Genomic DNA, 14,555 nt, shown 5'->3' with positions numbered 1-14,555 from the left:
CGCGGCGCCCTTCGTGTATCGGAACTCGGCATCGTGCCAATGTTCGGGTGCCTGCGCGAGGGCGGCCAGTCCAGGCGCCCCACATGCAAATGACGAGGACCATATGACGGTGAAGCCCCTCTACCGACGTGTTTTGTTGAAAGCGTCGGGCGAAGCGTTGATGGGCGAACAGCATTTCGGCATCGATGTCTCGGTCGTGGACCGCATTGCCGCCGACATCGCCGAAGCCCGCGCGCTGGGCATCGAGGTTGGCGTCGTCATCGGCGGCGGCAACATCTTTCGCGGCGTGGCCGTCGCCTCCAAGGGCGGAGACCGTGTCACCGGCGACCACATGGGTATGCTGGCCACGGTCATCAACTCGCTGGCGCTGCGCACATCGCTGAACAAGATCGGCGTCGACGCCGTCGTGCTGTCCGCGATTGCCATGCCCGAGCTCTGCGAAAGCTTTTCGCAACGCCAGGCGACCGCCTACATGAACCAGGGCAAGGTGGTGATCTTTGCCGGCGGCACCGGCAATCCGTTCTTCACAACCGATTCGGCCGCCGCACTTCGCGCGGCTGAAATCGGCGCCGACGCGCTGTTCAAGGGCACGCAGGTCGACGGCGTCTACTCGGCCGACCCGAAAAAGGACCCGGATGCGACGCGTTTCGAGCGCATCAGCCATGGCGAAGTCATAAAACGCGGCCTTTCCATCATGGATACGGCTGCGATTGCTCTTGCGCGTGAAAACAACATTCCGATAATCGTTTATTCGATCCACGAAAAAGGTGGTTTCGGCGATATTCTGAGGGGCGGCGGCCGCTGCACGGTCGTCGCGGACGATTGATCCGGGGCCTGATCCCGAAGAGGGAAGCCGGTTTTCGACAATCGGACCCGAACGCCCCCGAAGCAGTGAACCCGCGGCAGACGGGTCGAGGAGACTAAGATGAGTGGTGAGTACGACGATCTCAAGCGGCGCATGGATGGGGCAATCGCCGCGTTCAAGCATGACCTGGCTTCGCTGCGGACCGGTCGTGCTTCCAGCAATCTGCTCGATGCGATCCAGGTTCAGGCCTATGGCACCACCATGCCGATCAACCAGGTCGCCAACGTCACTGTGCCGGAGCCGCGCATGATCTCGGTATCGGTCTGGGACAAGTCGATGGTCGGCGCGGTCGATCGCGCCATCCGCGAATCCAATCTGGGCTTCAATCCGATCGTCGACGGCACCAATCTGAGGATTCCGCTGCCGGAGCTCAACGAACAGCGCCGCAAGGAACTGGTCAAGATCTCGCATGGCTACGCCGAGAACGCCCGCGTCGCCGCGCGCCACGTGCGCCGCGACGGCATGGACTTTCTGAAGAAGGCTGAGAAGGACGGCGACATCAGCGAGGACGATCATCGCAAGCGTTCGGACCAGGTGCAGAAGCTCACCGACGAAACGATCAGCACCATCGATCATCTGCTTTCCGACAAGGAAGCTGAAATCATGCAGGTTTAGGTTGGCCTTGGGCTGATCCGAAAGCGAGATCATGACAACGCCCGCGCACGTCGCGATCATCATGGATGGGAATGGACGCTGGGCCAAGGCGCGTGGCATGCCGAGGCTTGCGGGTCATCGCGCCGGGGTGGAGGCGCTGCGCAAGACGGTGCGCGCGGCACCCGATCTCGGCATCTCCTTCCTGACCGTCTATGCTTTCTCGTCGGAGAACTGGTCGCGGCCGAAGTCCGAGGTCAGCGACCTGATGGGGCTGTTGAAGCTGTTCATCCGCCGTGACCTAGCCGATCTGCACCAGAGCGGCGTGCGGGTCAGGATCATCGGCGACAGGACAGGGCTGCAGGCCGACATCAGGGGGCTGCTCGACGAAGCCGAATCGCTCACCGCCAACAACGAAGCGTTGACGCTGGTCATCGCCTTCAACTATGGCGGGCGCGACGAGATCGTCCGCACGGCGCGCAAGCTTGCCTCGGCCGTGGCGCGCGGCGAGATCGACAGCGAGGCAATCACCGCCGAAAGCTTTGCCGGCTTGCTCGACACGCAAGGCATCCCCGATCCGGAACTGGTCATACGCACCAGCGGCGAGCTCCGCCTGTCCAACTTCCTCTTGTGGCAGGCCGCCTACAGCGAACTCGTCTTCTTGCCGTGCTATTGGCCGGACTTCAACCGCGAGCACCTCGCAGAGGCCTTGCGCGAATTCGCCGGCCGCGAGCGCCGCTTCGGCGGCCTGGGCCCGCCAGACGTCGCTTCGCGACCGGCCGCGGGATGAGCAACCTTCAGCTCCGCGTCATTTCGGCGGTCGTGCTGGCCATCGTCGCCCTTGGCCTGACCTGGCTTGGCGGTCTGCCCTTCCGGCTGCTGTGCGCGGCGATGTCGGCGATGATCTTTTACGAATGGACACGTATGTCGCGGCCCGCCGCGGCCAGCCGGCTTGGCTTCCTGCCGGAAGCGCTGGCCGCCGTTTTCATCGTCGCCCTGATTGCCGGCCTTTCCTCATTCTGGCTGCTGCCGCTCGTCGTGGCGCTGGTTGCCGTGGCGGCGATTGCCGCCCGGGTCGGCAAGAGCGGGCAATGGGACGCGAGCGGTCTTGCCTATGCTTGCGTGTCTGGCTTGTCGCTTGCCCTGCTGCGTGATGGCGACCATTCGGGGCTGGTCGCCATCCTGTTTCTGTTCGCGGTGGTCTGGGCGACCGACATTTTTGCCTATTTTGTCGGCCGCGCCGTCGGCGGCCCCAAACTGGCGCCGTCGATTTCGCCCGGCAAGACGCGCAGCGGCGCGCTCGGCGGCGCGGTTGGCGGCGTTGTCGCCGGTCTCATCCTGGCCGCCATCGCCGGCGTCGGCAACCTGGCGTTGCTCGGTCTCGTGGCGCTCGCGCTTTCGATTGTCGCCCAGGCTGGCGACCTTTTCGAATCATGGGTCAAGCGGCGGCATGGCTGCAAGGATTCGGGCGTGCTCATTCCAGGCCATGGCGGCGTCATGGATCGTGTCGATGGGCTTGTCGCGGCGGCTCTCGCCCTGTACGTCATCGGCTGGATCTCGGCGGGGGCCGATCATCCGGCACGGGGGCTGTTTCCCATTTGAATGGTGTCGTTTCGCGATCCGATGCGGGCATGCCTTGGATTTGCCTGGATTGATGTCACAGTCACGGCGCAACCGCGGAAGAATTGAGGGCCTGAGTTGAACGAGATTCTTCACGCGATTTTCAGCACGGACGGCCTCTTTCTAGGCACGCTGGTGCCGTTTCTCTTCGTGCTCACCGTGGTGGTGTTCGTCCACGAAATGGGCCACTACCTCGTCGGCCGCTGGTGCGGCATCGGGGTCAGGGCGTTCTCGATCGGCTTCGGTCCGGAACTTATCGGCTTCAACGACAGTCATGGCACGCGCTGGAAGCTCTGCGCCATACCGCTAGGCGGCTATGTCAAATTTGTCGGCGACATGAGCGCCACCTCCAGCAAACCTACGGCTGGAGAGCTCGAGACGCTGACCGATGAGGAACGCAAGATTGCCTTCCACACCCAGGCGATATGGAAGCGCGCGGCGACGGTGGCGGCCGGGCCGCTGTTCAATTTCCTGCTGACGATCGTCGTCTTCTCCGTGCTGTTCACCACCTATGGGCGTTATGTCGCCGAGCCCATGGTGGCGCAGGTTACCGCTGACAGTCCGGCAGCCAAGGCCGGCATCCTGCCCGGAGACCGATTCGNCGAGCCCATGGTGGCGCAGGTTACCGCTGACAGTCCGGCAGCCAAGGCCGGCATCCTGCCCGGAGACCGATTCGTCAGCGTCGACGGCAGCAAGGTCGAGACCTTCGGTGACGTGCAGCGCCTGGTTTCGGGCCGTGCCGGTGACACCATCACCTTCGTCATGCTGCGCGGTGGCAAGGAAGTCACCGTGAGGGCGACACCGCAGTTGATGGAGCAGCAAGACGCGCTCGGCAACAAGGTCAAGGTCGCGGTGATCGGCGTCGTCAACAACAAGGAGTTCGGCCAGCCCCGTCTCGTCACCTACACGCCGGTCGGGGCCGTCGCCGCGGCGGTCGAGGAAACCGGCCATGTCATTCAGCGCACCGGCCAGTTCATGCAGCGTTTCGCCGTCGGGCGCGAGGACAAGTGCCAGCTGGGTGGCCCGGTCAAGATCGCGGACATGGCCGGCAAGGCGGCCAAACTGGGTTTCGAGTGGCTGGTTCAACTCGTTGCATTGCTGTCCGTCGGGATAGGCATTCTAAACCTTTTGCCGATTCCCCCCCTCGACGGGGGCCATCTCTTGTTCTACGGGGTGGAGGCCGTCATCCGCCGTCCGGTGTCGGAATGGATGATGGAAATGGCCTATCGGGCCGGTCTGCTTCTGGTGCTGTGCTTCATGGGCTTCGTTTTCTGGAACGATCTGTTTGGGTGCTGAAATCATGAAGGAATTTGGCCTGGGCATGGTCGATGTTGAGACGTCGTTTACCATGCCCGGGGATATGAGTGACGCGAAAGCCACGCAACTCGGTTAAGTAAATACAAATTAACCAGAAGCCTTGCGTGTAGGGAAAATCCGGTTAATACGGTAGGGGAAATTACCGCACGTCCGGTTTTCTCGCCGTGGGGACTACGAGAAAAGGTTATTAAGCCCGATGAAGGCAGCATCCAAGTTTCTGAACGCCGCGTCTGCGGCGGCACTGTCCGCCGCTCTGGTCGTACCAGGTGCGCTCGCAGTGCAATTCGTTGCCACATCGGCGGCTGAAGCCGCTGTCGTCAGCCGGGTGGAAGTGAGCGGCAACCAGCGTGTCGACGCCGAAACCATCCGCAACTACATCACCATCAAGCCGGGCAAGGCCTTCTCCAGTTCGGACATCGACAGCGCGGTCAAGGCGCTGTTCGGCACCGGCCTGTTCTCGGATGTCCAGATCAACCAGGTCGGCTCGACCTTGGTGGTCAAGGTTTCCGAATACAAGGTCGTCAACCAGGTGCTGTTCCAGGGCAACAAGAAGCTCAAGGACAACGCGCTTCAGGCCGCGGTTCAGCTGAAGCCGCGCAGCACGTTCTCGCAGGCCACGCTCGATTCGGACGTCGAGGCGGTCAAGGCCGCGTACCGCCGTATCGGCCGTGACGACGCCGGCGTGACCACCCAGATCATGGATCTCGGTGACAACCGCGTGAACGTGGTCTTCAAGGTCACTGAAGGCGACCGCACGCAGATCGCGGCGATCAATTTTGTCGGCAACAGCGCCTATTCCAGCCGCCGCCTGTCGGACGTGATCAACACCAAGCGCTCGTCCTGGGTTTCGTTCATCCTGCGCGATGACGTCTATGACGAAGACAAGCTGCGCGCCGACCAGGAGCTGCTGCGCCGCTTCTATTACAATCACGGCTACGCCGATTTCCAGGTCGTGTCGGCTGTCGGCGAACTCGACAATGCGACGAACAAATACACCGTCACCATCACCGTTCAGGAAGGCGAGCGGTACAATTTCGGCGACATCAGCGTCGAAAGCACGATCCCGGAAGTCGACGCCAAGTCGCTGCAATCGGTGGTCGAGACCCAAAAGGGCGACGTCTACAACGCCAAGAACGTCGAGGATTCGATCATTGCCCTGACCGAGAAGGTGGCCGGTTCCGGCTATGCCTTCGCGCAGGTGACGCCACGTGGCGACCGCAATTTCGAGAACCATACGATTTCGGTGGTCTACACCATCGATCAGGGCACCAAGGCCTATATCGAGCGCATCGAGATCCGTGGCAACGATCGCACACGCGACTACGTCATTCGCCGCGAATTCGACGTCAGCGAAGGCGACGCGTTCAACCAGGTGCTCATCCAGCGCGCGAAGAAGCGGCTGGAAGACCTGAATTATTTTGACAAAGTCGATATCTCGACGGTGCCAGGCTCGCAGCCCGATCAGGTCGTCCTGGTGGTCGACGTGGTCGAGAAGTCGACGGGTGAATTCTCGGTCGGCGCTGGCTATTCCACCGGTGGCGACACGGCGGGTCCGTCGGTCGAAGGATCGATCACCGAGCGTAACTTCCTCGGCCGCGGCCAGTTCATCAAGGTGTCGGCGGGCGGCGGCAAGAATTCACGCGACTACAGCCTGTCCTTCACCGAGCCGTATTTCCTCGGGCGTCGCATCGCCGCCGGCTTCGACATCTATAAGTCGACGCGGGAATACAACAACAATTACGACAGCGACACGACGGGCGCGACGATCCGCTTCGGACTGCCGATCACCAACAGCATCACGACCCAGCTGGCCTACAACATCTCGCAAGAGAAATATAAGGTCGACGATAGTTGCGGTCCTACCACCGTCGGAAATCCAGACGGCACCTGCACGATTTCTCCGGCCATCCTGGATGGCATCGCTCAAAGCCCTTGGATCAAGTCGTCGGTCAGCTTGGGGCTGGTCTACAACACCATTGACGACATGAAGAACCCGCACGAGGGTATCTACGCCAACACGACGGTCGAAGTGGCCGGTCTCGGTGGCGATGCCAAGTTCGTGAAGGTCACCGGACGCGGCAGCGTCTACCAGACTCTATCCGAGCAGCTTGACCTAGTCGGATTGATTTCAGGCGGTGCGGGTCACGTGGAGGCTTACGGCGGCGATGGATCTCTGCGGATATTCGATCAATTCCAAAGCACTGACCGCATGATCCGTGGCTTTGCCTATGCCGGTATCGGCCCGGTCGATCCGACCACGGGTGACCATCTCGGTGGTGTGACCTATTTCAACGCCTCGGCCGAAGCTCAGTTCCCGTTGCCGGTTGTTCCGGAGAGCTTCGGTCTGCGCGGCGCTGTGTTTGCGGATGCTGCAACGTTGTACGGCAGCAAGATCGATACCAGCGTGAACCAGAGTTCGCTTGACATGAAATTGCGTGCTTCGGTCGGTATCGGCCTGATGTGGGCCTCGCCCTTCGGCCCGATCCGTATCGACTATGCGATCCCGGTCAGGAAGGAAGCGACCGACGACGTGCAGGAATTCAACTTCGGCATATCGACCCGCTTCTGATCGGCGGCCAACGATGCTCCCGGATTTTCTGGATCCGGGAGAAATGTTCCGACCTAGCTGGATATAGCTTCTGGAATGACCGATCCGGTGTTCTTCGCGCCATCACGCCGGTACACGGCGGCCGAAGTCGCGAATCTGACCGGCTCGGTGCTTGTCGATTCCGGCCAATCCGACGTTTCTATCTCTGCGCTGGCTCCGGCCAGCGAGGGCGGTCCCAATGCGCTCGTCTTCGTCGACGGCAAGCGTAATTCCGCGTTGATGCCGTCGCTGCGGGCCGCGGCCGTCCTGTGCCCGGCCGAATTCGCCAACAAGGCGCCGGAAGGCGTCGCTGTCCTGATCCATCCGCGACCGCAACAGGCATTCGCGCTGATCGGCCGGCTGCTGTTTCCCACAGCCGCCACGCCAGGGCCAATGACCAGCGAAACCGGCGTTTCGCCGCATGCCCACGTCGACCCGACCGCCCATGTCGAAGCTGGCGCGATCATCGAGGCCGGCGTGGTCATCGGGCCGGGCGTCTCGATCGGCAGCGGCACCGTCATCGCGCCCAACGCCGTCATCGGACAGTCCTGCCAGATCGGCCGTGACGGTTATGTCGGGCCGGGCGCCAGCATCCAGTATGCGCTGATCGGCAATCGGGTCATCATCCATGGCGGCGCCAGGATCGGCCAGGACGGCTTTGGATTCGTCGGCGGCGCCAAGGGGCCGGAACGCGTTCCACAGATCGGACGGGTCGTCATCCAGGACGATGTCGAGATCGGCTCCAATTCCACCGTCGATCGCGGCGCCATGTCCGATACGATCATCGGCCAGGGCACCAAGATCGACAATCTCGTACAGATCGCTCATAACGTCCGCATCGGCCGCAATTGCATAGTGGCCGGGCTTTCCGGTATTTCCGGTTCCGTGGTCGTGGGTGACAATGTCACCATGGGCGGCGGCGTCGGGCTGGCGGATCACCTGACCATCGGCACGGGAGCCAAGCTTGCCGCCAGAAGTGGATTTATGAGCAATGTTCCTGCCGGCGAGATCTGGGGCGGTTATCCGGCGCAGCCAATGGCGGAAGCCATGCGAGAGATAGCCATGTTGCGCACGATGGCCAGGGCACGCAAGCAAGGCAAGGACAATGGCTGACATGGTGGCGGCGACGACGCTGGAAGCGGTCGACATAATGGGGCTGATGAAGCTCCTGCCGCACCGCTATCCCTTCCTGATGATCGATCGCATCGTCGAGATCGATGGCGACAACTCCGCCATCGGCATCAAGAACGTGACCATAAACGAGCCACATTTTCAGGGGCATTTCCCCGACCAGCCGGTGATGCCGGGCGTGCTTATCGTCGAGGCCATGGCGCAGACGGCGGGCGCCATCTGTATCCGCAGCCTTGGAGCATCGAAGCCGTCGCTGGTCTATTTCCTCACCATCGACAATGCCAAATTCCGCAAACCGGTTGTCCCCGGCGACCAGTTGAAGATCCATGTCAAGAAAATCAAGAAGCGCGGCAACCTGCTCAAATTCGCCTGCGAAGCCCTGGTCGACGGTACCAAGGCAGCCGAGGCCGAGATTTCAGCCATGATGGTCACCGGCGACTGACGATCGAGTGCCTATGCAAATCAAGACTTCAATCCATCCTTCTTCCGTTGTGGAAGAAGGCGCTCAAATCGGCCAAGGTGTGCGCATAGGGCCGTTCTGCCATGTCAGCGCCGATGCCGTGATCGGCGACGGTGTCGAACTGGTCAGCCATGTCTCGGTGATGGGCGCGACCACTATCGGAGCGTCTACCAAGGTCTATCCGATGGCGACACTGGGTGCGCCGCCGCAGAACACCAAGCACAAGGGCGGCCGCACCACCCTGGTCATCGGCGCCAACTGCACCATCCGCGAAGGCGTGACCATGCATGTCGGCACCGACACCAGCCGGGGCGAAACGACGGTGGGCGACAACGGCAATTTCCTTGCTTACGCCCACATCGCCCATGATTGCGTTGTCGGCAAGAACGCCACCTTCGCCAATGGCGCTACGCTGGGGGGACACTGCGAGATCGGCGACAACGTCTATATCGGCGGCCTCAGCGCCGTGCATCAATTCGTGCGTGTTGGCGACAACGCCTTTCTTGGCGGGTGCTCGGCTTTTGTGGGTGACGTCATTCCCTATGCCATTGCCGTCGGCAACCGCGCCAGCTTGCGCGGCTTGAACATCATCGGCCTCAAGCGTGCCGGCCTGCCGCGTTCCGAAATCTATCTGCTGCGCAGCGCCTACAAGACGATCTTCGATCGCTCCCGCACCGTTGGAGAGAACATCGAGATCGCCAAGGCGGAGTTCGCCTCTTCGCCGACCGCCATGAAGATCATCGATTTCATCACCACTCGCGGCAAGCGGCACTATGCCGTGCCGTCGCTCAAGGGCGGCGATGGCGACGACACCGATGATGAAGACTGAGACGGCGGGAACTGCTCTTGATCTCCCGTCTGATGCCAGGGTCGGCGTCATCGCCGGCGGCGGCAGCCTTCCGGTCGAAGTGGCGGCCGGCCTGGCAGAGGCCGGACATCCGCCCATCATCATCCTGGTCGACGGTCAGGCCGACCGTCAGTCCGACCTCACAATCTACGAGCATGAAAGCCTCGCGCTGGAAGACATCGGCTCGCTGGCTGCGTTGCTGAGGCGCCGGCGGATCACCCATCTGGTCCTTGCCGGCGAGATCAGGCGCAGGCCGCGGCTGGTCGACATGCGGCCGAGCCTTGGCTTGCTGGCGCTGATACCCTCGGTCGCCATGGCGCTTGCGCGCGGCGATGACGGGCTGTTGAAGATATTGACCCGCGGCCTGGAGGCGCGCGGCGTTAAGGTCGTCGGTGCGCATGAGGTCGTGCCTCGGCTTCTCGCTGCCGAAGGGCCGCTGACCAAGGCGGTGCCGAGAAAGTCCGACTGGCGCGATATCGAGGCGGCACGCGCGGCGGCAAAAGCCATCGGCGCGCTCGACATTGGCCAGGCGGCTATTGCCATCGGTGGCCGCGCTATCGCTTTGGAAGGCGTCGAGGGCACCCATGGACTGCTCGAGCGGACGCAGCAGTTGCGCGGCCATGGCAGACTTGCCGGCAAGACTCGCGGTGTCCTGGTCAAATGCGCCAAGCCCGGCCAGGAGTTGCGTGCCGATCTACCATCCATTGGCCCCCGGACGGTCGAGGCGGCACACGCCGCCGGGCTTGCCGGCATCGCCGTGGAAGCCGGCCATTCGCTGATCCTCGAAGGTCCCGTCGTTCTCGCGCGCGCCAATGCGCTTGGCCTGTTCGTGTTCGGCCTGCCGGCCGCGGAGCCTGGCCATGGCAACTGAGAAGCCGCTGAAGATCGCCATCGTCGCCGGCGAAGAGTCCGGCGACTTGTTGGGCGCCGACATCGTGCAGGCGTTGAAACGCATGACCGGACGCGAGGTACGGCTCGTAGGCATTGGCGGACGGCATCTGCAGGCGCTTGGGCTGGTGCCGTTGTTCGATGGTGCCGAGATCGCACTGATGGGGCTCAGCGCCATTCTGCGTGACCTGCCGCGCCTGATGCGGCGGATCAGCCAGACGGCGGGCGCGGTTGTTGCTGAAAACCCCAACTGCCTGATCACCATCGACAGCCCTGATTTCTCGCTGCGCGTCGCCAAAAAGGTCCGCGCCGCCGATCCGTCGATTCCGATCGTCCATTATGTCTGTCCAAGCGTCTGGGCGTGGCGGCCGGGCAGGGCGCCGGCGATGAAGCCCTATGTCGACCACATATTGTGCATCCTGCCGTTCGAGGTGAAGGAGCTCGGCCGCCTCGGCGGCCCGCCGGGCACCTATGTCGGACATCGCCTTGCGCATGATCCGGGCGTACTCAGCGCTGCGAGAGCGCAGACCCAGCCGCGCGACCTCTCGGGAGATCGCATCAAGACGCTGCTCGTCTTGCCCGGTTCGCGGCGCGGTGAGGTGAGCCGGCTGATCGAACCGTTCGGCGAGACGGTCTCGATCCTGCGGCAGCGCGGACATCAACTGCGTCTGCTGTTGCCGACAGTGCCGCATGTCGCCGACCTGGTCAGGGCCTCGGTGGCGCGCTGGGACCAGGAGCCGGAAATCATTCTCGATCCCGAGCGCAAATGGCAGGCCTTCGGCAAGGCCGATGCCGCGCTGATCGCGTCTGGAACGGTGTCGCTGGAACTCGCGTTGTCGGGCGTGCCGACGATCTCGTGTTACCGGCTCGATCCGGTGATGCGTATGGTCCAGGGCCTGGTCAGGGTCTGGAGTGCCGCCTTGCCCAATCTCATAGCCGACCAGGCGATCGTGCCGGAGCACTACAACCAGTATGTGCGGCCACGCTATCTGGCGCGGCAGCTGGAGGCGCTGTTTTCGGACACCGCCTACCGTAGCTGGCAAAAGGACGGCTTTGCTGAAGTTGTCAGGCGCATGGCCACGGACAGGCCTTCAGGCGAGATCGCCGCGGAGGTGGTGATGGGGTGCATGAAGAAGGCAGTAGGCAGTAGGCAGTAGGCAGTAGGCAGTAGGCAGTAGGCAGTAGGCCTCTTATTCCCTACTCCCTACTCCCTACTCCCTATTCTATTCCCTACCTTTTCGCGATCGGCACGTAGTCGCGCTCCGGCGCACCGGTGTAGAGCTGGCGCGGACGGCCAATCTTCTGGCGCGGATCCTCGATCATTTCCTTCCACTGCGCGATCCAGCCGACGGTGCGGGCGACCGCGAACAGCACGGTGAACATAGTGGTGGGGAAGCCCAGCGCCTTCAGCGTGATGCCGGAGTAGAAGTCGACGTTCGGGTAGAGCTTCTTCTCGATGAAGTAGGAATCGGTCAGCGCGATCTTTTCAAGCTCCATGGCGATGTCGAGCAGCGGATCGTCCTTGATGCCGAGTTCGCCCAGAACCTCATGCGCCGTCTTCTGCATGATCTTGGCGCGCGGATCGTAGTTCTTGTAGACGCGGTGGCCGAAGCCCATCAGCCGGAACGGATCGTCCTTGTCCTTGGCGCGGGCGATGAATTCCGGGATGTGATCGACATGGCCGATCTCGCCCAGCATGTTGAGCGCCGCTTCGTTGGCGCCGCCATGGGCCGGACCCCACAGGCAAGCGATGCCGGCGGCGATGCAGGCGAAAGGGTTGGCGCCCGAAGAACCGGCGAGGCGAACGGTCGAGGTCGAGGCGTTCTGCTCGTGATCGGCATGCAGGATGAAGATGCGCTCCATGGCGCGTGCCAGCACCGGGTTGATCTTGTATTCCTCGCACGGCACGGCGAAGCACATATGCAGGAAGTTGGCCGCAAAATTCAGCTCGTTCTTCGGGTAAATGAAGGGCTGGCCGATGTGGTACTTGTAGGCCATGGCCGCGATCGTCGGCATCTTGGCGATCAGCCGCATGGAGGCAACCATGCGCTGGTACGGGTCGGAGATGTCGGTGGAATCGTGATAGAAGGCCGACAGCGCGCCGACCACTCCGCACATCACCGCCATCGGGTGCGCATCGCGGCGGAAGCCAGTGAAGAAGCGCGACATCTGCTCGTGCACCATGGTGTGGCGCGTTACGCGGTAATCGAAATCGTCCTTCTGCGCCTTGGTCGGCAGTTCGCCGTAGAGCAGGAGATAGCAGACTTCGAGGAAATCGCCGTGTTCGGCCAACTGGTCGATCGGATAGCCGCGGTGCAGGAGAATGCCGGCATCGCCATCGATGAAAGTGATCTCCGACTCGCAGCTCGCCGTCGAGGTGAAGCCGGGATCGTAGGTGAAGGCACCGGTGGTGCTGTAGAGCGAAGCGATGTCGATGACGTCGGGCCCGACGGAACCGCTTCGCACCTTGAACTCATGAGTCTTGCCGCCGAATTCCAGCTTTGCCGTGGCCTCTTGGGTCTTGCCGCCAAATTCCAGTTTTGTCGCAGCTTCGGTCATTGCAAACTCCTTCTCGTTTCCTCATGCCGGCAAAGGCAAATTTCTGCAGAGCGACACGTCGAAATCACCGCAATGCGCGTATTCGCCACCGCATTTCAGGAGGGTGCGTGCCAGATTGGGCCAGGGCCTAATGTTGCACTGCGAAACCCGCCTTTCAATGCCAATCTTCTTGGGCCAGTTTGCTCCTAATCGATTTGATCGGCTATGCGCGCCAGGCTCTCCTCGCGCCCCAGCACGGCAAGCACGTCGAACACGCCTGGTGAGGTGCTTTTGCCCGTCAGGGCGGCCCGCAGAGGCTGCGCCACGGCGCCAAGCTTGTGGCCACCGGCCAGCGCGTAGTCGCGGATCGCGGCCTCCGCGGCCGCGGCCGTCCAGTCGCCCGACAGCGCGTTCAAAGCTTCGTGAGCGCCGCGCAGGATCTTGCGGGCATCGTCGTTGAGCAGGAGTGCCGCCTTGTCGTCGATCGGCAGCGGCCGCGTGGCAAACAGGAAGGCGGCGCCATCGACGAGCTCGACCAGCGTCTTGGCGCGCTCCTTCAAGCCGGGAAGCGCTGCCAGCAGTTGCGCCTTGTTGCGGTCGTCGAGGCGCGCGGCCATCGCCGGGCCGCCCTCGAGATAGGGCAAGGTGGCGATGAAGATGTCCAAGAGTTCGGCATCGGCCATGCGGCGCATATGGGCGCCGTTGATCGCCTCCAGCTTGGCGAAATCGAAACGGGCCGCGCCCTTGTTGACGTCGCCTATGTCGAACCAGGACACCATGTCCTTGATCGACATGATCTCGTCGTCGCCGTGGCTCCAGCCCAGGCGCGCCAGGTAGTTGAGCAGCGCCTCCGGCAGGTAGCCCATGGCGCGGTAGGCCTCGACGCCAAGCGCGCCGTGCCGCTTCGACAGCTTGGCACCGTCGGCGCCATGGATCAGCGGGATGTGCGACATCGACGGCACATCCCAACCCATGGCGTTGTAGATCACGGTCTGGCGGGCGGCATTGGTCAGGTGATCATCGCCACGGATGATGTGGGTGATGCCCATGTCGTGATCGTCGACGACGACGGCATGCATGTAGGTCGGGTTGCCGTCGGAGCGCAGGATGATGAAGTCGTCGAGATCCTTATTGGGGAAGCGCACCTCGCCCTGCACGCGGTCGTGCACCACGGTCTCGCCCTCGGTCGGTGCCTTGACACGGATAGCGCCCTTGACGCCGGGCGGGGCCTCGGACGGATCACGATCGCGCCACTGGCCATTGTAGCGCGGCGGCAGGCCCTTGGCGCGCGCCGCCTCGCGCATCGCCTCGAGCTCGGCGGGTGTCTCGTAGCTGTAATAGGCCTTGCCCAGGCGTACCAGCTCCTCCGCCACCTCGCGGTGGCGCGGCGCGCGCTCGAACTGCGAGACCGCGTCGCCATCCCAGCCCAGACCGAGCCAGGTGAGGCCGTCCAGGATCGCGGCCGTCGCCGCCTCGGTCGAACGCTCGCGATCGGTGTCCTCGATGCGCAGCAGCATCGTGCCGGCGGTATGCTTTGCGTACAGCCAGTTGAACAGCGCCGTGCGCGCGCCGCCTATGTGCAGGTAGCCGGTGGGCGAGGGGGCAAAACGGGTGACGACCTTGTCGGACATGGAACTCTCGGGAAGCGTCTGAGGCGGGTGTGGGTGCGCGGACTTTCGCGCGTCGCGCGTTCATGTAGCATAGGGCGTCA

General features: G+C 62.9%; 13 protein-coding genes. 11 read left to right on the top strand and 2 right to left on the bottom strand.

What is annotated here, in order from left to right:
- Nucleotides 1-103: 103 nt before the first annotated feature.
- From pyrH to lpxB, 11 genes are all read left to right on the top strand, one after another.
- Nucleotides 104-826, top strand: a complete 723-nt coding sequence (pyrH, locus tag X741_RS155865) for a UMP kinase (protein WP_013895365.1) — start codon at nt 104-106, stop codon at nt 824-826.
- A gap of 99 nt (nt 827-925) precedes the next feature.
- On the top strand, nt 926-1,480 hold the full coding sequence (frr, locus tag X741_RS155870) for a ribosome recycling factor (RefSeq protein ID WP_023777436.1): 555 nt from the start codon (nt 926-928) through the stop codon (nt 1,478-1,480).
- A 31-nt stretch (nt 1,481-1,511) separates the two neighbouring features.
- On the top strand, nt 1,512-2,246 hold the full coding sequence (locus tag X741_RS155875) for an isoprenyl transferase (protein WP_023764919.1): 735 nt from the start codon (nt 1,512-1,514) through the stop codon (nt 2,244-2,246).
- Nucleotides 2,243-3,058: a phosphatidate cytidylyltransferase gene (locus tag X741_RS155880; RefSeq protein ID WP_023777435.1), complete on the top strand. Its 816-nt coding sequence runs from the start codon at nt 2,243-2,245 to the stop codon at nt 3,056-3,058. Before X741_RS155875 ends, X741_RS155880 begins: the two co-directional genes overlap by 4 nt.
- Nucleotides 3,059-3,154: 96 nt before the next feature.
- Nucleotides 3,155-4,372, top strand: a complete 1,218-nt coding sequence (gene rseP / locus X741_RS155885) for an RIP metalloprotease RseP (RefSeq protein ID WP_023777434.1) — start codon at nt 3,155-3,157, stop codon at nt 4,370-4,372.
- Nucleotides 4,373-4,589: 217 nt separating this feature from the next.
- Nucleotides 4,590-6,962: an outer membrane protein assembly factor BamA gene (gene bamA / locus X741_RS155890; RefSeq protein ID WP_023764923.1), complete on the top strand. Its 2,373-nt coding sequence runs from the start codon at nt 4,590-4,592 to the stop codon at nt 6,960-6,962.
- A gap of 75 nt (nt 6,963-7,037) precedes the next feature.
- A complete protein-coding gene (gene lpxD / locus X741_RS155895; protein WP_023777433.1) occupies nt 7,038-8,093 on the top strand; it encodes a UDP-3-O-(3-hydroxymyristoyl)glucosamine N-acyltransferase in 1,056 nt (351 codons plus the stop codon).
- On the top strand, nt 8,086-8,553 hold the full coding sequence (gene fabZ, locus X741_RS155900; RefSeq protein ID WP_013895372.1) for a 3-hydroxyacyl-ACP dehydratase FabZ: 468 nt from the start codon (nt 8,086-8,088) through the stop codon (nt 8,551-8,553). The genes lpxD and fabZ overlap by 8 nt, the downstream gene beginning before the upstream one ends.
- Nucleotides 8,554-8,566: 13 nt before the next feature.
- Nucleotides 8,567-9,400, top strand: coding sequence for an acyl-ACP--UDP-N-acetylglucosamine O-acyltransferase (lpxA, locus tag X741_RS155905; RefSeq protein WP_023777432.1), 834 nt, complete (start codon nt 8,567-8,569; stop codon nt 9,398-9,400).
- The gene (lpxI, locus tag X741_RS155910) at nt 9,387-10,289 is read left to right on the top strand and encodes a UDP-2,3-diacylglucosamine diphosphatase LpxI (RefSeq protein WP_245272687.1); all 903 of its coding nucleotides are present in this window, start codon (nt 9,387-9,389) and stop codon (nt 10,287-10,289) included. The genes lpxA and lpxI overlap by 14 nt, the downstream gene beginning before the upstream one ends.
- Entirely contained in the window at nt 10,279-11,463 is a 1,185-nt protein-coding gene (gene lpxB / locus X741_RS155915) for a lipid-A-disaccharide synthase (RefSeq protein ID WP_023777430.1), read from the top strand. Before lpxI ends, lpxB begins: the two co-directional genes overlap by 11 nt.
- Before the next feature lie 73 nt (nt 11,464-11,536).
- On the opposite strand, the gene gltA is transcribed toward lpxB, so the two are convergent.
- A complete protein-coding gene (gene gltA / locus X741_RS155920; protein ID WP_023777429.1) occupies nt 11,537-12,865 on the bottom strand; it encodes a citrate synthase in 1,329 nt (442 codons plus the stop codon).
- Between the two features lie 185 nt (nt 12,866-13,050).
- Nucleotides 13,051-14,475 (bottom strand): glutamate--tRNA ligase, encoded by a 1,425-nt coding sequence (gene gltX, locus X741_RS155925; protein ID WP_023777428.1) that lies wholly within the window; start codon nt 14,473-14,475, stop codon nt 13,051-13,053.
- Between the last annotated feature and the right edge of the window lie 80 nt (nt 14,476-14,555).

The sequence above is a fragment of the Mesorhizobium sp. LNHC221B00 genome, from assembly GCF_000502935.1.
GTDB lineage: Bacteria > Pseudomonadota > Alphaproteobacteria > Rhizobiales > Rhizobiaceae > Mesorhizobium > Mesorhizobium opportunistum.
Note: the sequence above shows the minus strand (reverse complement) of the source record. Positions and strands in the feature narration are given on the sequence as shown.